Annotated in this window: 21 protein-coding genes and 2 pseudogenes; 15 read left to right on the top strand and 8 right to left on the bottom strand. The window is 43.7% G+C overall.

The features are described from left to right. Positions 1-201: 201 nt before the first annotated feature. A complete protein-coding gene (locus UYC_RS0101225) occupies positions 202-1344 on the bottom strand; it encodes a hypothetical protein (protein ID WP_016877573.1) in 1143 nt (380 codons plus the stop codon). Positions 1345-1428: 84 nt separating this feature from the next. After that, positions 1429-1614, bottom strand: coding sequence for a CbtB-domain containing protein (locus UYC_RS36220; RefSeq protein WP_071588477.1), 186 nt, complete (start codon positions 1612-1614; stop codon positions 1429-1431). Positions 1615-1948: 334 nt separating this feature from the next. Here UYC_RS36220 and UYC_RS0101220 point away from each other — a divergent pair, with 334 nt between their 5' ends. The 10 genes and pseudogenes from UYC_RS0101220 to UYC_RS36215 all read left to right on the top strand — a co-directional run. Then, complete coding sequence (locus tag UYC_RS0101220) at positions 1949-2443, top strand: hypothetical protein (RefSeq protein ID WP_016877572.1); 495 nt, start codon at positions 1949-1951, stop codon at positions 2441-2443. A gap of 1210 nt (positions 2444-3653) precedes the next feature. After that, complete coding sequence (locus tag UYC_RS0101215) at positions 3654-4358, top strand: DUF305 domain-containing protein (RefSeq protein ID WP_016877571.1); 705 nt, start codon at positions 3654-3656, stop codon at positions 4356-4358. Between the two features lie 188 nt (positions 4359-4546). Beyond that, positions 4547-4903, top strand: a complete 357-nt coding sequence (locus tag UYC_RS0101205) for a DsrE family protein (protein WP_016877569.1) — start codon at positions 4547-4549, stop codon at positions 4901-4903. A gap of 54 nt (positions 4904-4957) precedes the next feature. Further along, entirely contained in the window at positions 4958-5434 is a 477-nt protein-coding gene (locus UYC_RS35190) for a LysR family transcriptional regulator (RefSeq protein ID WP_268744636.1), read from the top strand. Further along, entirely contained in the window at positions 5422-5880 is a 459-nt protein-coding gene (locus UYC_RS0101195) for a M48 family metalloprotease (protein WP_016877568.1), read from the top strand. Before UYC_RS35190 ends, UYC_RS0101195 begins: the two co-directional genes overlap by 13 nt. Before the next feature lie 18 nt (positions 5881-5898). Continuing rightward, complete coding sequence (locus UYC_RS0101190) at positions 5899-6381, top strand: hypothetical protein (RefSeq protein WP_016877567.1); 483 nt, start codon at positions 5899-5901, stop codon at positions 6379-6381. A 95-nt stretch (positions 6382-6476) separates the two neighbouring features. Next, a complete protein-coding gene (locus UYC_RS0101185) occupies positions 6477-7139 on the top strand; it encodes a DUF1326 domain-containing protein (RefSeq protein WP_016877566.1) in 663 nt (220 codons plus the stop codon). 154 nt (positions 7140-7293) lie between these two features. Then, entirely contained in the window at positions 7294-8490 is a 1197-nt protein-coding gene (locus UYC_RS0101180) for an ABC exporter membrane fusion protein (protein WP_016877565.1), read from the top strand. After that, positions 8487-9641 carry an ABC transporter permease DevC gene (gene devC, locus UYC_RS0101175; RefSeq protein ID WP_016879204.1) on the top strand — a complete coding sequence of 385 codons (1155 nt, stop codon included), beginning with the start codon at positions 8487-8489 and terminating at the stop codon, positions 9639-9641. Before UYC_RS0101180 ends, devC begins: the two co-directional genes overlap by 4 nt. A gap of 63 nt (positions 9642-9704) precedes the next feature. Beyond that, positions 9705-9851 (top strand): annotated as a pseudogene (locus tag UYC_RS36215) (ABC transporter ATP-binding protein); the annotation flags it as partial. A gap of 52 nt (positions 9852-9903) precedes the next feature. Here the strand turns inward: UYC_RS36215 and UYC_RS0101165 are convergent. Together UYC_RS0101165 and UYC_RS39295 are read right to left on the bottom strand one after the other, a co-directional pair. Continuing rightward, positions 9904-10398, bottom strand: a complete 495-nt coding sequence (locus UYC_RS0101165) for a hypothetical protein (protein WP_016877563.1) — start codon at positions 10396-10398, stop codon at positions 9904-9906. Between the two features lie 133 nt (positions 10399-10531). Further along, positions 10532-10603, bottom strand: a complete 72-nt coding sequence (locus UYC_RS39295; RefSeq protein ID WP_235083052.1) for a hypothetical protein — start codon at positions 10601-10603, stop codon at positions 10532-10534. Between the two features lie 411 nt (positions 10604-11014). Between UYC_RS39295 and UYC_RS40505 the strand changes: the two are divergent. The 3 genes and pseudogenes from UYC_RS40505 to UYC_RS0101150 form a co-directional block, all read left to right on the top strand. After that, positions 11015-12340: pseudogene (locus UYC_RS40505) on the top strand (Tn3 family transposase); the annotation flags it as partial. Between the two features lie 51 nt (positions 12341-12391). After that, positions 12392-12988, top strand: coding sequence for an ATP-binding cassette domain-containing protein (locus UYC_RS0101155; RefSeq protein WP_016877561.1), 597 nt, complete (start codon positions 12392-12394; stop codon positions 12986-12988). A 33-nt stretch (positions 12989-13021) separates the two neighbouring features. Next, entirely contained in the window at positions 13022-13549 is a 528-nt protein-coding gene (locus UYC_RS0101150) for a general stress protein (RefSeq protein WP_016877560.1), read from the top strand. An 11-nt stretch (positions 13550-13560) separates the two neighbouring features. Here UYC_RS0101150 and UYC_RS0101145 read toward each other — a convergent pair whose 3' ends face one another. Then, the gene (locus tag UYC_RS0101145; RefSeq protein ID WP_235083051.1) at positions 13561-13830 is read right to left on the bottom strand and encodes an efflux RND transporter permease subunit; all 270 of its coding nucleotides are present in this window, start codon (positions 13828-13830) and stop codon (positions 13561-13563) included. 127 nt (positions 13831-13957) lie between these two features. Between UYC_RS0101145 and UYC_RS0101140 the strand changes: the two genes are divergently transcribed. Further along, positions 13958-14407 carry a hypothetical protein gene (locus UYC_RS0101140; RefSeq protein ID WP_016877558.1) on the top strand — a complete coding sequence of 150 codons (450 nt, stop codon included), beginning with the start codon at positions 13958-13960 and terminating at the stop codon, positions 14405-14407. A 101-nt stretch (positions 14408-14508) separates the two neighbouring features. On the opposite strand, the gene UYC_RS0101135 is transcribed toward UYC_RS0101140, so the two are convergent. After that, on the bottom strand, positions 14509-16602 hold the full coding sequence (locus UYC_RS0101135) for a heavy metal translocating P-type ATPase (protein WP_016879202.1): 2094 nt from the start codon (positions 16600-16602) through the stop codon (positions 14509-14511). Positions 16603-17040: 438 nt separating this feature from the next. Here UYC_RS0101135 and UYC_RS0101130 point away from each other — a divergent pair, with 438 nt between their 5' ends. After that, entirely contained in the window at positions 17041-17736 is a 696-nt protein-coding gene (locus tag UYC_RS0101130; protein WP_026087767.1) for a TVP38/TMEM64 family protein, read from the top strand. Between the two features lie 45 nt (positions 17737-17781). Here UYC_RS0101130 and UYC_RS0101125 read toward each other — a convergent pair whose 3' ends face one another. Then, positions 17782-18582 (bottom strand): transporter, encoded by an 801-nt coding sequence (locus UYC_RS0101125; protein ID WP_016877557.1) that lies wholly within the window; start codon positions 18580-18582, stop codon positions 17782-17784. A 47-nt stretch (positions 18583-18629) separates the two neighbouring features. Then, complete coding sequence (locus UYC_RS0101120; protein WP_016877556.1) at positions 18630-19862, bottom strand: hypothetical protein; 1233 nt, start codon at positions 19860-19862, stop codon at positions 18630-18632. Positions 19863-19866: the final 4 nt, after the last annotated feature.

The following is a 19866-nucleotide window of genomic DNA, read 5'->3' as shown; positions in this document are numbered from 1 at the left end:
TTCTAACTCCTAATCAATCAATGTCTGAGTTTAATAATTGATTCTTAAGCGACAAGTTTAGTGCTAGCTGAATAAAAGCAAAAGCCACCCTTTCATTTTTTAATCGGGTGGCATTTACATTCATATAGATTTGCGTTTTGATCACTAAACTATTTTTATTTATAGTTTAGTAACCCTGTAAATACACGCCGAAACCTACTTTTAAATATTTTGATATTCAGGCTCATTCCGACGACGGCGTAATACCAGTCCTCCTGCTAGTCCCAAAACAAAAATTCCGGTGAAATAACCTAAGCTAATAAACCGTCTAGAAAGGGGAGGCGAAATTCCTTCAACTTCCACGAATTGTGCTACTTTAAATGGTTGAAATTGCCGTGCAGCGCTTGCTTGTGGTGAAACTTCCACAACTACTTGGTGCGGCGCACCATCAAAAAACTGTTCTTGCCAAGTAAACTTACCCTGCTCATTGGGAGTAGTTTTGTAGGCAAACATCAGTTCATTGTCTTCCAGGGCGATCGCCTGAATATTCAGCGTCACATCATTAACTGGCTTTCCATTTGCAGTATCGGTTACTTGCACTGTCTGGGTTGCAGTTTGTCCAACAGTTGCATTAGTATCACCAGATAAGCGAACTTCCAAACCTCCAGACTTCTGGATAGCTGGCGTGGTGGCGTGGCTATGTGCGGAGTGAGCGTGAGTTGATGCTCTTTCTGCACTAATATTGACTATCAATAGGGCTGCAATAGCAACAATTGTGGCTCCGCTTAACAGCAAGCGCACTCGTTGTGGGGCAATTTCACCTGGTTCTACATTTTGTCTGCCACCGATAACCCAACCACCACCAAATCCTGCTAGTAGCAAAATAGCAGCTAGAATCGCTAAATTTCGATATTTCACAGGTTTTTCTGGGACAGAAAATGTGAGGGTTTGCTCAAATGGCTTAAAATCACCCACAACTTTTGGCGTCACCTTGGCTTGCAATTGATAGGTGCCACGAATAGGCATTACTTTCTCAAATTGCAACTTGCCAGAAGGGGCAGTGGCATTGAACTCCAGTAACTTTGTTGCTTCCACAATTGGGAAATCAGAACTCAGCCAAGGAGTCGGTGCAGGTGTTAATAATCGTAATTGTAAGTTGGCATTGGACAATAGTTGTCCTTGAGCATCAACTACTTTAAGAGTCAGTTTGACAGGCTCAGATGATGGTAAAACTTTATCTAGTGATGGTTCTGTTTTTAGTTGTACTGTAGGCGAGGATGCAACTGACGGTGATGGCAAAAACCAGTTCGTCAAACTGACTACACTAGTAGCAGCGAAAAGTAAGCCTGTATTCCGTTTTTTCATTAAATTCTTTGATTACGGAGTTTATTGCACCAGGGAATAGGGTGAGTATCGCCCACCACTATAGTATTTATGCGATCGCTATCTTTAGTGACACGCTACTGATTCAGTGCCATGGCGCAATTTATGGAATGTGTCATGTACAGGGGGATAGGGGCTAAAATAGACTGTCCAAAGAATGAGCATAACTAGGCCAGTCAGTAGGCTTGCTTGTCCAGGTACTGACAGAGTTACTTGTTTTGCCCGTTGCCCAACGATAGAGATGGTATTCATAGTTACTCCCTAACTAGCAGATTAAATGCTTACTGAATATAAGTGAGTAGCCAGGCTGAGAGTAGCTTTGTGTGCTTTACATTTTTAAACAGCGGAATTACACACCATATTTCCCCTTACCTTTAGTTGCTGCCTTCACTAAAACCCAATCCAAAACTTTTTATCACAATATCTTAGTTTTTACCAGGTGGTAGTTATATATATTTGCCAACTAAATTACTAAACAAATCTTAGCTAGGTGATACATTTCATCCTAATTTCATATTCTCTTGGCACACTAGATAGTATCCCTGACCGCAAACATCACTATATTATCCTTAAAATCTAGCAGCTAATGAAATCATTTAAATCGAGTTTGATTGTTTTAGGAAGTGTAGGATTGCTTTTTTTGGGGGCTTGTAGTAACAGCAATCAAACGGCTGATACAGAAAACAGTTCTGCTGCTTCTACCTCAATTACTGAGTCTCCAGTAACTTCAGCTTCAACTACTGCCAAAACTAAAAACGAACATGGTGTATCTAAAGGTGGTCAAGTTGTGGAGACAGGAGCTTACCACTTGGAGTTTGTGCCTGAGAAAGAGGCTAATGGAACTCACATGGATTTATATTTGCAAAAAGGTGACAATCATGAAGCAGTTCCCAATGCTAAAGTGACGGCTGAAGTTCAACTGCCCGATGGACAACAGAAAACAATCCCTCTAACTTATGATGCCAGTGGTAAACACTACACGGCTGCACTTCCTGAAAAAGCTACTGGTCAGTATCAAGTGAAAGTTACTGCGGATGTTGGAGGTGAAAAGGTCAACGGTCGGTTTAGTTTTAATCAGTAACTGCTTCCTGTTAAAGAATGCCCTAAGAAGCTTTTAAGCGTTGCTGATTTTGGGTATGAAATAGTAGCTGGAAGCTCGAAATCTCGTTAGAAATTGGGTTTCATGAAAGTTACTCAAATCTGCTAGAACGTGCGGTTTAGCGGGTTTGATTCGTTTACAATAAGGGTTTTTTGTATAAATACCCATGCCCGCCGCAAGCCAAAATCAGTGTTAAAGCGTGAGTAGATTTGAGTAAGGCACTTGCTGATTTGAGCAGGTTTTTCCCAAGGGCAAAATCATATCACTATCATGCAACGCAGGCTTTTACATAGAGAATAAGAGCTACCAATCGTTGAGAATAAGAGCTACCAATCGTTTACCTAACCCCGGAGGTTCTTGGCAATGAAACACTACAGCAGTCACAACCATAACAAATCATGAGGGACAACACACCTCCTCAAATGCCATAACCTTGCGCCGAGTGCGGCTGGCTTAGATTTGATGAGCACGGATGTTCTGCTGGTGGTTTAGCGGGTCATGACATTGTAAACAAATTTAGATCCAGAACGATATTTCATCTTGATTTCATTTCTAGATGAAAAGCTAAAAGAATAGGTTGTTGTTAAAGGAGTAACCAAAATAGGTCAATGATGATAAGTAAAGTTTTGTTGCTGTTCCTTGACTCTCCATCTAAGTAGATAGTTGAGAATTGAAGTTAAGAAGGAGTTGATTAATAACCAGAAAAAGGTAAAACAAAACAAAAAGTAAACTTCAGCATTGAAGAGAATAATTAGTTAGACAAATGATGCTGATTCCGGCTAATTTGAAACATTACTTTCTGGCAGGTCTAGAAGGTAATAAACTCATGTAAAGACTAAAATTTTGACAAATAGTAATGGTATTAGTAAACTTTTTAAGGATTAGCTAATACTTATGAATACTGGTTCTCCCAGTTCATCACATCTAAGCAAAAAGATGTGAATAATTCTTTAATGAAAAATTTCTAGATTGGTTTGGTAACCAGTATACAACATCATTTTTCTACTATTTCCAGCTATTTTGTGTAGAAATACTTCAGTAGTAACAAATGGGAATAATTAAGAAAAAAATTAAGAAAAAATAGTTTGTGTTTAGAGATAAATAAAGATTTTTACCCTCACAACTTCCTCACATTTTACAGTTAACTTCAATTATATAAACAAAAAAATCAGTCTATAAAAAAGGTGATATTATGAAACATAGAACTCTAATTTATGGTCTTACAGGCTTATTGACCAGTAGTGTTCTTGCAGGACTATTAATTACAAATAACACGCAAGCTCAGTCTCCAAATTCACAACATAATACTCATCACCCATCTACTCAAGCTAATCCTTCCCAACGAGGAATGATGACTCAAGTGGATCGGCATTTCATCGAAATGATGGTTCCCCACCATGAAGAAACTGTGAAAATGGCGGATCTGGCTTTAACCCGTACTAAACGCCCTGAAATTAAAAAACTGGCTGAAACAATTAAAAAAGACCGAAGCCGCGAAGTTCAACGAATGCGAACTTGGTATAAGGCATGGTACGGCACAGAAGTACCTGCTAATGCAATGGCTGGCATGGGAATGATGAGAACGCAGCAGGGTATGGATCAAGGTATGAACCAGGGAATGATGAGAATGTCCGGGAAGCATAACATGATGGGCATGGAAATGCATTTGGAAGACCTGAAGAATGCCTCTGACTTCGACCGTGAATTTATTCGTCAAATGATTCACCATAACCAAATGGGAATGATGATGTCGCAGATGGCTGGTAACAGCGCTACCAAACCAGAAATTCGCAACTTAGCTCAATCCATCATTAAGACTCAAACTGCTGAAATCGCACAGATGCAGCAATGGTATCAGGTTTGGTATCAGCCTACTCCTACACAAAGTCAACAATGAGTTTGAAAAGGTTGATGTTAATTTTATTGGCTGTAAGTCTTGGGATGATTGCTGGATTGCTTATTGTGAATAGTATACAACCTCAGCCTTTGCGGCCATCAAAACATCAAGACCCCTACCTCCATCCTCTTGGAAGAACAGCAGAATAATAATGCTGCATTAATAAATGGCAGCAAGGTAAGGTTGCAATGAAAGTAGTTGTTTCTGTAAGTTCTGGTACAAATGATCCAACCCTTGCCACTCTAGGGATGTTGGCAGCAAAAGTTGCAGTCGATGAAGGTCATGAAGTAGTAGTGTGGCTCCAGGGTGAAGGTGTAACTATAGCCAATAAAAATGTTTACGACAAAATTCAGGGGCTAAATATGCCACCGATGAAAGCTGTAGTAGAAGCGCTGTTATCTGCAAATGTGCCTGTCTGGGTTTGTGAGGCTTGTGCTAAGGGTCGCAACATTACGCCAGAAAACTGGATATCAACCGCCAGTTACAAGAATATGAGCGATTATGTCAGCACAGCATTGAATATGGATAAAAATTTGAACTTCTGATATAGAGCAAAACAGGGTGTACTCACAAGCTCTAGAACATTGGGAGTCACAATTGTGAACATCGAGCTTCGACACTTGCATTACTTTATAGCTGTGGCGGAAGAGCTGAACTTTGGGCGGGCAGCTGAACGACTCCACATTGCTCAACCTCCGCTGACTCGGCAAATTCGTCATCTAGAAGAGGAGTTGGGAGTAAAACTCTTTCATCGCACCACGCGCCGGATTCAGTTAACAGAGCCAGGTCGAGTCTATTTAGCGGAAGCCCGTCGAGTGTTGGTGCAGATTCAAGAAGGGATTGTTCTGGCACGGCTTGCCAGTCGCGGTGAGGTGGGCCGGCTTGCGATCGGATTTGAGGGTTCCTCTGCCTATGACATCGTGCCGTTGTCGGTAAAGGTCTTCAAAGAACGGTTTCCTAAAGTAAACCTAATTGTATACGAGATGACCACAGGCGATCAGGTGCAAGCTCTACATAATGCTCACATTGAAATTGGCTTCGTTGTACCGCCACTCTCTAATGCTTGCACGAACTAGCACACGTCAAGCATTATGACATCCTCACAAGTACTATTGCTGCAACCATTGCTGGAGCAATTATCTATCTGGCTCAGTTAGCTTACTGGCTACCATTTGGACGTAGTGACAGTCGCAATGGCAATCCGTTTGTAGGATTGTTGTTACTGATTACGGCTCCTATCGCCGCCATGCTCATTCAGATGGCAATTTCGCGATCGCGTGAATTTGAAGCCGATGCGGGTGGAGCCAAAATATCCGGTAATCCACAAGCGCTAGCAAATGCCCTCCGCAAACTTGAAGCAGGCGCACGGGCAATACCAATGGATAATGCCACTCCCGCAACTGCACACCTTTTTCAAATCAGTCCTTTTAGCGGCAGAAATGGAATGAGCAATCTTTTTTCTACCCATCCCTCGACTGAGGAACGCATTCGCCGACTAGAGGCAATGGCAGGAAATTTCTAACAGGATGAAGCAGTAATTATGAAAAACAAGTCTGTCTCTAAGTGGGTGGTTCGCATTTTGGCTGCACCAGAAACAAATTTATTTCTGTTCGCTTTTCTCCTTAATTTTGTTTACGAAGTTTGGCAAGCTCCTTACTACGAGTTCTATGGGATGCCCTCTTTATCAGACAAAATTAATGACCTCACTCATTGTACTTTCGGTGATGGTGTTATTACCCTTATCAGTGGTTGGGTTGTGAGCGCTTTGGCTCGTTCTCGTTACTGGATACTTAACCCTGGCTGGCAGTTAGCTTTGAGTTTTACTTGCATAGGCTGGTTTATTACTTTAGTTACAGAAACTTATCGAGTTAATATTGCCAAAACCTATGGCGTTCCAGTATTAGCTCTACCCGTTCTTGGTATAAGCTGGCTAGCTGTATTTCAGTGGATAATTTTGCCACCGTTGGTGCTTTATTTAGCTCGCCGTCATCTGCTGGGTTGGGGAATGGATGGGAGAGGATGAGCTAGATTGTCGTTAATTTGTATGGTGTATTCCTTGACACAGTTATCATCTCATTTTGAAGAAGTTACCGCTCAATTGCTTAATGGAGGTTATTTATGACTATGGCAACGCAAGCAATGACTGATCTCCAGTGGCATCTCAAAGGTGAATGGTTCGATGTCTGTAGCTGCAAACTGCCATGTCCCTGCACGTTTGCCCAAGAACCGACCTATGGTGACTGCTTGTTCACGCTTGTATGGCAAGTACATGAAGGACATTATAACGATGTCAAACTCAACGGTCTGAGTGTCATTGCGCTGGGAGAGGTTGAGGGTAATCAGTGGACGGAGGATGTCAAAGCATCGATGAAACTGATGTTTTACATCGACGAGCGTGCTGATGAACACCAGCGATACGCCCTTGAGCAAATCTTCACAGGCAAAGCAGGGGGTTGGCCGAGGGAATTTAGCAAGCTATTCAGTGAAATCCGGGGGATCGAGTACGCACCTATCGAGGTTGAAATTGCAGAGGACTTGAGGTATTGGCGGGCTGAGATCCCTGAGAAAGTTATAGCAGTAGTTGAGGCACTGACCGGGCCGACGGCAGATCCAAACCGTCGTGTTCAGTTGTACAATCCACCAGGTTCTGAAACAGGCCCCGGACAGATAGCTACTTGGGGCGTTGTGAAGAACACTTACGCCATCGGCTTCGATTATTCTCAACCCTTTGAGGGACAATCAAGCAAGCATATCCCGTTTGATTGGAAGGTGCCCTCATAGACAGATGTAGAAAAGACTTCCCGGTTGCCCGTTCCTTTCATGTGGGGACAATTGGGGTGACTCTTAACACCGTACTCCTTCAGGCTATCGAGATGAACGATAAAAATTGCTTGGTACGAATTCATCAAGACTTGTCATATAGGAAATTTTATTTATGGACGTACCGTCAAAAACTCCGCAAATCAAACGTTCTAAACGATGGGTGCTTCTGTTAGCAATTACTGTTGGAATTGCTACTGTTTTTACCGCAGTTTACACAATCTCACGGTATCGACGACTGTCCTCCACGTCTGCACCAACTCCCTCACCAACTGTTGCAATAGCTAGGAAGGTAACAGCCCTGGGACGTTTAGAACCCAAAGGCGAAGCTGTTCACGCAGCTACAACTGGTTCTCTGGAAGGAACTCGGATTCTCCAAATTTTGGTAAAAGAAGGAGACAAAGTTCGGGCTGGGCAAATTCTCGCCATCCTGGATACACGCGATCGCCGTTTAGCTGCTTTGAAAGAAGCGACCGAACAAGTAAAAGTTGCTCAAGCTCGTTTGGCACAGGTAAAAGCCGGAGCCAAAGCCGGGGAAATTAATGCTCAAAAGGCAACAATTGTGCGAATGGAAGCTGAGTTACAGGGTAATGTGAAAGCTCAGTCAGCAACGGTAGAACGTTTGGAGGCAGAGTTACGCAATGCTGAAACCGAGTATAAACGCTACCAGCAGCTCTATCAAGAGGGTGCAGTTTCAGCATCTACCCGTGACAGCAAGCGTTTAGCAACAGAAACCGCTCATAAAAAGCTAGAGGAAGGTAGAGCCACGCTCAAGCGGATTCAGGAGTCAGTGCAAGCACAACTGAACGAAGCTAAAGCCACGCTTTCTCGCATCGCTGAAGTCCGTCCCACTGATGTGCAAGCGGCGCAAGCAGAAGTAGATAAGGCGGTTGCTGCCGTTGAACAAGCAAAAGCAAACTTGGAACTATCATACGTGCGATCGCCAAGAGACGGTCGAATTTTGAAAATCCATACCCGCCCTGGGGAGGTGGTAAGCAATCAGGGAGAGGGGATTCTCAAACTAGGTCAAACCGACCAAATGTATGCAGTGGCTGAGGTGTATGAAACTGACATTAGTAAAGTTCGCCTTGGACAACGTGCCATTGTTACTAGTGATGCATTTCCTGAAAAATTACAGGGCACGGTAGACCAAATTGGCTGGGAAGTTGGTAAAAAAGACGTTCTCAGCACCGATCCCGCAGCTGCCACAGATGTCAGAGTTGTTGAAGTAAAAATCGGTCTAGACCCTGCTTCTAGTCAGCGAGTTGCTAGCTTAACCAACCTGCAAGTAACTGTGGAGATTGAGCCATGAACCGCAAACTTTTTCTGGCTTGGCTGCAACTCACCAGGGAAAAAGCTAGGCTGTTGGTTGCTCTGGCGGGGATTGCCTTTGCAGTTATTCTCATGTTTATGCAGCTAGGCTTTCAGGCGGCGTTGTTTGAAAGTGCAACCCGCGTGCATCAAAGTATTAATGCAGATGTGGTACTAATTAATCCCCGCTCCCGTGCGTTGATCAGCATGAACAACTTCTCCAGACGACGTTTGTATCAGGCTCTGGGTTTTGACGGCGTAGAGTCTATAAACTCCGTATATGTAGGTTTGGGAACTTGGAAAAGTTCTCAAACCCAACGCGATCGCGCCATCTTAGTTCTGGGAATTGATCCAACAAGGACAACCCTGCACATCCCGGAAATCAATCAAAACCTCGATAAGCTAAAACTTGACGATGTTGCCATCCTCGACCGAGTTTCTCGACCGGAATTTCAACCGTTCATTGCAGAAGTTGCTCAAGGTAAAGTCATCACCCCTGAAATCAATGGTAGAAAAATTAAAGTCGTAGGCTTGTTTACAGTTGGTTCGTCTTTTGGTTCTGATGCTTTGCTAATTACCAGTGAAGTTAATTTTTTGCGTATTTTCAAAACCCGTGAAGCCGGAGAAATTAATATTGGTTTAATCAAGCTTAAGCCTAATACAAATATTGAGAGAATTACTCAGGCAATCAAAACTAATTTACCACAAGATATCCAGGTGCTAACTCACGATGAATTTGTGGAATTTGAGAAAACATACTGGCAAAAGAACACAGCCATTGGTTTCGTTTTTACACTAGGAACAATCATGGGATTTATTGTAGGAAGTGTGATTGTCTATCAAGTTCTTTATACCAATGTCTCTGACCATTTGGCTGAGTATGCAACGCTAAAAGCAATGGGGTATAAGGATACCTACCTGTTATTAATGGTGTTTCAAGAAGCTTTGATTCTGGGATTTTTAGGTTATATACCTGGATTTGCAATCACATTAGGTCTATACGACCTAACCAAAAAAGCCACCAGTTTACCGATGGCAATAGATATTGGACGAAGTTTAATGGTTTTAATATTGACAATTTTTATGTGCTTTATTTCTGGTGTAATTGCAGTTCGGAAATTACAAGCTGCTGATCCTGCTGATATTTTTTAGTCATGAGTTATGACTTACGAATTATAACTCTAAACACAAACCTAAAAAATATTTATTCAACCTATGTATCAACAAGCTGTTGTAAAAGTCTGTCATCTCAATCACTATTTTGGTCAAGATGAATTAAAAAAACAGGTTTTATTTGACATTAACCTGGAAATATATGCTGGAGAAATTGTCATCATGATGGGACCATCTGGGTCAGGTAGGGGGGAAAGTAGCGAAGCTGTCACCAGCCGCCATACAATGGCTGAAACCTTTATCAAACAAGAACTTCAAAAAAATTTCTTCTAGTTAATTTCCAAGCAGGACACCATCCAGCCTGATAAGCATCATCTGTGACATCATCAATAACTATCAACCCATCTAATCCGATGTAATAAGGTAAAGGACTACCAGTAATCCAGCCATATGCTATTGCTTCAGAGTCTCGTTCTTCAACGGTAAAAACGTCTAAACCTTCTTCTAAAACGTAGTATGGCAAATAACAACAAGGATACTCTCTAGTGGTGGTTCGTTCTACAGAATATTTTTCCCACTTAAATTCAAATCCCTGTACTTGTCGATAATTATTCTCTAGCCAGTCATAAAATCTTTTGCCGAGTTCAAAAGCTTGAGATTCGCTGATACAGGCTAGCTTTGGAGTGAACATCTCACCATTAAAATGAACTGTAATGTCCCAAAGTTCTTCCTCTTCAGTAAAATCTATATCCTCATCAATCTCAATAATTCCAGCTTTATATAATTCAGCAGGCACGACTATTTTCTCCTATAACGCTATCCTTGTTTCTAGAATTCTTTCACGCCGATAATAGTTTGGTGCTTGTTCAACATCTGACTAATTGCCAAAAAGCTACTGCTGCTCAAAGGTTTTTCAAATTTCATGAAATTCATGAATTTGGTTGTGAAACAGATGTGTTCCGATGTCGTTTGACAATATCATTAACAGTTGTCTTTGAGATATGAAGCGAGGTGGCAATTTTGCGGTAGGAGTAACCTTTGCTGATGGGGAAGAGCTAACTGCTTGGTTGTGTGACAAAGTATTGCCATATGAGCGTAATGCATCATCTCTAGAAAGTGCTGTTTATGAACGCTTGCGCTCTCTAAAGCTAGAACCACCAACTTCTTTGAGAATTGAAAGACTAATTCGGTCTGCGGTCAAAACAACCGAGAAGAAATTTTGTGCAGACATATTCGAGCAACTTTCTGTGTTTTCATTATCGAAGATGGATGCGCTCCTCAATACCAAAGATGGTCTCAAGGACAACGAAAGCCATTTTCGTCAGTCAGTATTTAATTTTCTCAAAACTGACCCTGGTCGAACCAGTCTCAAAAGCATTCTCAAGGAAATATCCAAACTTCAATGCTTGAGGGAATTGGAACTTCCAGCCAAGTTATTTACCAACATTCCACCCAAAGTTGTCACCCACTACAGAAGGCGAGCTTCTGCGGAAACACCCAGGGAACTGCGCCGTCACCCCGCTCCCATCCGCTATACCCTGGTGGCTGCATTTTGTTGGCAACGTAGTCAAGAAATTACTGATAGTTTAGTAGAATTATTGGTACAAATCATACATCGAATCCATGTTAATGCAGAACGCCGGGTAGATAAGCAGCTTCTAATTGAGTTTAAGCGGGTAGATAACAAACCCCGCTTACTATATGAGATTGCTAACGCTTCCTTGGAGCATCCAGAAGAATTGGTTAAGGATGTGGTTTATCCGGTAGTTAGTCCCAAAACCCTACAAGCGGTGGTCAAAGAGTACAAATCCAACTCTCCCACTTACACAGAACGGGTGTATACGGTAATGCGGTCTTCATACTTACATCATTACCGTCGTATGGTTCCCCAATTACTATCGACATTGGAGTTTTGCTCGAATAACGATGTTCATCGTCCAGTAATCTTAGCTTTAGAACTACTCAAACGATACTCAACTTCTAATCAAAGATACTATGCTTTAGGGGAAGATTTATTTGTTGATGGTGTTCTTAAAAACGATTGGAAGGATTTGATTGTCGAAGTCGAGTCTGACGGACAAGAACGAATTAACCGGGTGAACTACGAAATCTGCGTCTTGCAAGCATTGCGGGACAAGTTGCGGAGTAAGGAGATTTGGGTCGTTGGTGCCAAACGCTACTGCAACCCAGAAGAGGATTTACCCCAGGATTTTGAAATGCATCGGGAGACATACTATCAAGCAATTGGGAAACCATTAGATGTGTCCGTGTTCATCAGTTCACTCCAGCAGCAAATGACTGATGCTCTAACGATGCTGAATAAAGGGATTAAAAACAATTCCAAAGTCAAAATTCTCAAGAAAGATAATGGCTGGATTAGTGTCACACCCGGCGAACCCCAAGCAGCACCTGTTAATTTAGACCAACTAAAACTTGAAAATGTGGTGGAGCAATGGAATGGTGCTAATAGTTTTATTTTTTACGGCAAGAACAGTGAAATTGCGACTAACCGCTTGGATGAGCAGGAATTGTCGGTGTTATGCCTACATTTGTTGCAGATGTGTTTGGTATATATAAATACTTTGATGATTCAGAAGGTTTTAGCGGAGCCTAGGTGGAACAAGAAGATGACTAAGGAGGATTTGCGAGGGCTAACACCGTTATTTTGGACACACGTTAATCCTTATGGGACTTTCCGGTTGGACATGAATGAGCGGTTAGAACTTGATGCTGCGTAAAATCGAAATTTTTTGATAAAACTCAGTCTGGATGAAGGTTTCAGCCGTCGCGTGGCGGCTGGTGACAGCTTCGCTACTTTCCCCCCAGGTAAAACAACTTTACTGACTTTAATTGGTGGTTTACGGTCTGTCCAAGAGGGAAGCCTTAAAGTGTTTGGTCGCGAGCTATATGGAGCCAACAAAGACCAACTCTTTGAAATTAGGCGTAACATCGGTTATATCTTCCAAGCTCATAATTTGCTCAAATTCTTAACAGCTTGGCAGAATGTGCAAACATCCCTTGAACTGCACGCAGATATTCCAGCTGAAGAACTCCGTCCCAGAGCAGAAGCCATGCTTAAAGCAGTAGGGTTAGAACATCGGGTGAACTATTACCCAGAAAATCTCTCTGGCGGGCAAAAACAAAAGGTAGCGATCGCCCGCGCCCTAGTTAGTCATCCCAAGCTGATTTTAGCCGACGAACCAACTGCTGCTTTAGATAGTAAATCAGGACGAGACGTAGTAGAACTGATGCAACAACTAGCACAAGAGCAGGGATGCCCTATTTTAGTAGTGACACATGACAATCGCATTCTAGATATAGCTGACCGTATTGTTCGCATGGAAGATGGTCGGCTAGCTGTGGATACTACTGTTCCTACAAGTTAATTTATTTGTTACCTACTTTCACGGTGGTCAAAAATGTCTGAACAGAGCGCTATTGCTGTCTACGACAGTATGTCAAAAGCAGAGGAAGCAGTGTCAGTACTAGAACGGGATGGCTTTTCAATTGATCGGGTTTCTATCATTACCCAGAACCAAGAGAGTGAAAAGGAAGTGCATCGCCACACAGGTAAAGTTGCTAATGCAACTATGTTTGGCGCTACTACTGGTATTTGGGCAGGTTGGCTATTTGGTGTGCTTGCTGGTGCAGCTTTTATTTGGGTTCCTGGTGTTGGACCAACGTTAATAATTGGACACTTAGCCAGCACAGCATTATTAGGTGGTATTGAAGGTGCTGTAGCTGGTGCAGTTGGAGGAGGAGTGCTAGGCACTTTAACAGGCTGGGGAATTTCTGCACAGCACGTCCTCAAGTATGAAGATAAGCTCAAAGATGGTAAGTATTTAGTAATAGTTCACGGCAGTGCAGAGGAAGTAAAACTTGCCCAAAATATTTTGGCGAATACTGACGCAGAGGAACTAAGTGCCTATGCAGCAAATGATACGTAGCTTTAAGTTAATTATATACGCGGTATGTTGGCCATCTGAAAGCGAGTGACAGTGCCGAGAATCCGTTGATAGCCTCTGTGCATCCAGTCTAAAAGGTCATTTACCCTTGCAAAAAACCAACCGAGCCAGCCGCGTTGTTGTCCTCGACGTAACAGTATGGCGGATACGGCAGGAGTAAATGTAATGGCATTAAAGGTGGAAGGCGTAATCAAAAATGCGATCGCATAATCGGCATTCATCCTTCTTCTACGGAAGAGTTTATCACCCTGTGCTGAACTCAAATCCAATCGGATACTGGTTGCAGCGATCGCGTTTTACTCAGGAAACATAAAAAATGATACAAGATTCTACCGTTTGAAAGGCCAGTATCTCCTTTAGCCAAAGAATTGTTTACCCTAAACTAACCCCATGAATCAAACCCAATCTTCCAAAACCTTTCTACTCCTAATCTTTGTAGTTGCTTTCGTGATTAACTTTGTCTGGGAGATGGGGCAGATGTTCGCTTACGAGCAATTTGCTACATCTGCTGCTCAAACATGGCTAATTTGCGGTTTAGCGTCAATCGGGGATGCTGTCTACATCAGTGTGCTGTACTGGCTTGGTCACCGTATCACCCACGATCGAGATTGGATTGCTCATCTCAATGGCTTAAGAATTCTAACGCTCGCAGGTGCTGGTCTAACCAGTGCAACACTAATCGAGTGGATTGCCTTAGTAATGGGCATCTGGAGCTACAGTGAAGCCATGATCCGACTTCCCCTTCTAGAGGTCGGGATTCTGCCTGTGCTTCAGTTGATGATTCTACCCGTTCTAACCTTTTGGATTGTGGGACAAATTACCCAAAGAAGCCGGATTTAGACTGTTTTGTGTGCGTCATTTTGCGCTTCATTGATGCCAGGCGAATACACCACCGAGGCGCGATCGCGATGGCCAAACAAGCCGAACAGAAATCTAAAGATTTAGCCTCTGAGCCTCAGCCGACGTAATAACATGGCATTAATCGAAACAACAACGGTCGAAACGCTCATCAAGATAGCGCCTACTGCCGGAGACAATAGAATTCCAAAGGAATAAGCGATCCCTGCGGCTAAAGGAATGGCAATAACGTTGTAACCTGTTGCCCAAAATAGATTTTGCAGCATTTTATTGTAGGTCGCTTTTGCCAACTTCAACGCATAGGTGGCATCTAGCGGACTACTATTGATCAACACCAAATCTGCGGATTCGATCGCGACATTGGTTCCAGCCCCGATCGCCAGTCCTAAATCTGCCTCGGTTAGAGCAGGTGCATCATTAATGCCATCTCCCACAAACGCAGTTGGTTTTTCGGCTTTGAGTCTGCGGATAATTGAGGCTTTATCCTGCGGTAGCACACGGGCATAGTAGCGATCAATATTCAAATCCTCGGCAACGGTTTTGGCAACCGCTTCGGCATCGCCCGTAATCATCACCACTTGCACACCCATTTCCTGCAATCTCGCGACAGCTTCTCTTGCAGGTTCCCGCACTTGATCGGCTAATCCAAAAACAGCCAGTACTTGCTGATCATCCATAAGAACGATCGCGCTTTCTCCCCGCGACTCACTTTCCTTTAATCCTGCTTGTAAGGCTGCTGGAAATGTCAGCTTTAACTCGCGTACCCATTCGGGTCTACCGACTCGATAACGTTGATTGTTCACTGTGCCTTCCACACCACTACCCGGAATTGCTTGAAAATCCTCGCCTTTTGTAAATTGAATTTGGCGACGATCGGCTTCCTGCACAATCGCTTGAGCCAGAGGATGTTCAGAGAGCGATTCTAGCGTTGCCGCAATTCTTAATGCTTTGAGTTCATCAATTTGATCTGTGTAAATTCGTTGAACTCCAAATCGTCCTTCTGTTAATGTCCCAGTTTTATCGAACGCGATCGTTTGAATGTTTCTTGCTCGCTCAAAGGCTTCTCGACTGCGAACTAAAATTCCATGTTTCGCAGACATCGCTGTTGCATTAACAATTACGAGTGGAATCGCCAAACCTAATGCGTGTGGACAAGCAATGACTAACACTGTGACAGCACGATTAATCGCAAAAGTACTATCAGGAGCGAATGCCAGCCAAACAATGAAGGTCAGTGTTGCAACTGTGATCGCAATCAGCGTCAACCAATACGCTAATTGATCCGCTAAGGCTTGATAGCGGCTTTTAGAACTTTGCGCTTCCTCAACGAGGCGCATGATTTGGCTGAGGGTGGTTTGTTCACCTGTGCGAGTGACTTTCACAGTCAATGCGCCATCTCCATTTACAGATCCGGCAACCACTTCATCATTGATATGCTTGGTGACTGGGCGGGATTCCCCAGTCAGAAAAGCTTCATTCACACTCGAAGCACCTTCTGTGACTTCGCCATCGATCGGAATTTGTTCACCGGGACGAACCAGAATTAGGTCATCGTGTTGTAGCGTATTGACCTGAACATCCTCAACTCGTCCATTTACCAAACGATGTGCCACGGTAGGCACGAGTTCTGCTAAATTCTCTAAGGCTCGACTTGCTCCCTGAACCGATGCCATTTCGATCCAGTGCCCTAGCAGCATGATGTCAACGAGTGTCACCAATTCCCAGTAAAACGGTTCGCCTCTGAGTCCAAACGAAACAGCAAGACTATAAATAAAAGCAACAGTGATGGCGAGTGCAATCAGCGTCATCATGCCAATCTTGCTGTGTAATTCCCGCCATGCCCCGCGCAGAAAAACCCAACCTCCATAAAAGTAGATGATTGTGCCCAGAATTGGGGCGACCCACTCTGAACCAGGAAACGCGATCGCGCGATACCCAAACCACATTTGCAACATGGGCGCGTAGTACAGCACAGGCAAACTTAGCACTAGGCAGATAAAGAATCGTCGTTTAAAGATTTCTGGACGATGACCTGCGTGCTTATCGTGGTGGGAATGTTGCTGTCGAGCTTGATGCAAATCCTGACGGACATCAGCAAGCTGCTTTTGATGTTCATCATGTCCAACGTATTCTTGCTGGGGTTGCTGATGCCCGTGATGCTCATGATGGCGTTGCATAAGTCTCTCTATATAAAAGTGCAACAGAAATGTAGATAGTTCAAGACTCTTAAAACAATGTACAAGAATCATCCATCTCAAGCTAGAAACAATTAATTGAAGGATAAAAGTAACTAGAGTTTAGTAGGTCATGAACTAGAAGTTTCAGCACCACCGATGAAAATCTTTATTCCTTCTACCCTCTGCTATCTGCCTTATTTTCAGAGTAGGCTACATCCCAGTGCAATGCCAACAATGCCCTACATCTAATTGGCCTGGTGCTGATGGCCGAAGCTGATAGGGATTTATTTGCATTTAACATACCAGAAGGAACATGATACACTCTCCAAATTTGACGAAGAGTACAAGCGCTATGCTGAGAACACACCTGCCTTTTTCCTCGTCTTGGTCGTAAGGCTAAGGGCAGTAATACCTAAAACAAAACTTAGGAGGACTGGGGTGAAAAGACGAAAAAGGATAAAAATCCTGTTTAATCGTCAAAACGCCTTTGCAATGGCACTTTTGCTGCTATGCTTATCAATCTGCTATTGGCAGCTGAATTCTGAGGTTAAGCTGTTGACACCAGAGGGGTTTAAGCAAGGAGTTAAAAATTTAGGAGTCCTTGGTCCATTAGTTTATATCAGCATATTGACTTTATCTGTAGTTGTTAGCCCTATTCCCAGTGCGCCGCTAGCAGTCGTCGCTGGTGCTATGTGGGGATCGATTCTAGCAGGGATTTACAGTGTGATCGGGGGCTTTCTAGGTAGTTTAATTGCTTACTTTTTGGGGCGCACTTTAGGGCGTTCGGCAATCAAAGCTTTGACTGGGAAAATCATCTATTTCTCGAAGCAAAGAGGAGAAACCTATCTTAGCTGGTTAATTTTTATTACGCGCTTGCTGCCAATCTTTTCTTTTGACCTAATTAGCTACGCTGCGGGAATTGCTGGTCTTTCTCTTCCTAAATATGCTATTGCTACTTTTTTGGGCATGATTCCCTCGACGTTTTTACTAACTTATATGGGAGGAGTTTTTGAGCTAGGGATGCCTTTGGGAATCGCTATTTCTATTGTTTTTCCGATCATCCTCATTGGTTTGCCTTGGTTAATTCGGCGCTATAACTGGCTAGGCATGAAAGATGTTTTTCGCGTGGAGTAAAGGATAAACCTTGTCTATGCCTTTGGCATAGACAAGGTTTATCCTTCAAAAAGCCGTTGAATAGCCTGCAACGAGGCGCACTTGACTATGCTCACTATCATCGCTGGCGATGTCACCTTGCAGACCAATATCAAGCACACTCTGATACCCTACCTGCTGGCGTAACCCTACCCCAGCGGACACTATGGCCCCATCTCCTGTTTCCTCACCAGCACGCACCCCTACTTCCGCTAGAATCGTGCGATCAAAACGGCGAGGGTAACCTAGCGGCCTGGAGTAGCCAAGAATTACACCAGGGGTCACAGAGCGATCATCACTATCAGGGACTGTGTTTACGTTCAAATCGACGTTGAGATGCAGACGATCGTATTGCCCTACCGTCTTGCTAGCAATACCGCGCAAGCGAAAGTCTACACCTCGTGAATCCCGTCCTGTCGGGAAGTAAGTATCAGCTCGGACAGCAAAAGCAGGCGTATTGTTGTATTCGCGGTTGAAATTATGGAACACACCTACAGATACATCACCGATGTCGAAGTCGGTGTCCTCAGAATCAGTTCGACCACCAATGCTGGGGTGAATACCGACATTGAGGTGGGTGTTAGGTGCAAAGCCATAGAGATACTCGATCTCAAACTCACCACCTACCGAGCGTCCCTGTGGCAAGGTTATCACGCCACCCAATTCTATTGCCTGCTCGCGATAGCCGATAGATTCGGCGTCGTCAAAAGATAACGGACGGTTGGCATCGATGTTGTTGTGGTCAACGGCGCGTGTCGAAGTAGCTGCTATCGCTACAAATGTCGTTGCAAATAAGGTGGCAATCGCATGTTTCGTTAGTTTTTTCATAGAATTCTTACTTTTGTATTCGTTTTCTAATAGCAAGGGGAACTAAATTAGTGACCGATATGGCTTCCCGCCGGAGTCTTGCCTGTATTAGGTACTGTCATGTCTTGCTGCGTAGTGCTTGAGTTATGGTTTCTGGAACCGTGATTCATGTTGCCATGATTCATCAACCCTTCTGGCATCATGCCCATCCCTGGCATACCTTCCATAAAGCGATGGTCGTGCAAACCATCACCACCATAGTTCTCACCCGGTTTCATACCCTTATGATTAGCTGCCATCACCATCCAAATTGCACGCTTAATCTGTCCTTCCTTCTGTTGTTCGCTCATCCAGTCAGAAGCGAGAATGTCATTTACCATGTCGTGCAACATATGCAGGTTGTCAAAGACGTTTGAAATGTGTGGAAAACGGGCTGCAAATTTCGGACTGACTTCAGCAAACATTGGCATGAACGGGCGATCGGTACGATACAATTCCACCTCGTGGTATTGTTTACCTGCTGTGGTGTAGGCTGCACGCTGCTGTTCGAGTGTCTTGCCGTAAAGCAAGTCATACATTGAACCTTGCAGCCAGTGGTAGCCCCAGAATAACCCATTCACTTTTGGATACTTACGACGGAATGCCTTGGAATAGGGCTGGGAATCCAAGTAGCCCATGTTCATCGGCAGGCTAGTAATGGCATAGGGTACGTTATCGACATAAAACTTATACAGGCGCTCAATCTCTGCTTCTTTTTGGGCGTCTGTCAACTTGGTGCTTGCTAGCACGTCTACGGTTTGGGCGTGAAGAATGTGTGCCCAGTCAAAAACCTGTTCCAACACTCCATATTTGCGCCCGAAAGTCGGTGAGATGTTGGCTTCATCAGGCATAAAGCGCGGAGGGTTTTTCAGCACCCAGTTGATCCGCTCAAAGGTTTTAGTTTCCAAGTCTTTAGCTTTGCCCGTTACCAAGTCTTCGTAAGCAAAGGCGTGTCCCACAGCGACTGCATTTAAATCCAAAGCTAGCGGTCTAATGTTGTAGATGGCATCGTTGTAGACACCGCGCTTGCGATAGATATGGTTTCTGTCCTTATTGTCCATCCAGCCTGGCAGGTTAGTTGGCACGGGTGGTAGTTTCTGGGCGTTAGCTGTTGGAGCTTTCATGTCATTCATATCATGTCCTTGATGCCCCTGATGTTCCTGGTTTTGCTGCTGGGCAGTTGCTGGATGCAATCCTATGCTTGTGAGTAATGCAGCAGCGATCGCCATAGCTGTCGTTTGTTTGATAAGTTTGTGTCGCATCGTC

Source organism: Chlorogloeopsis fritschii PCC 6912 (assembly GCF_000317285.1).
GTDB classification, from domain to species: Bacteria; Cyanobacteriota; Cyanobacteriia; order Cyanobacteriales; family Nostocaceae; genus Chlorogloeopsis; species Chlorogloeopsis fritschii.
Note: the sequence above shows the minus strand (reverse complement) of the source record. Positions and strands in the feature narration are given on the sequence as shown.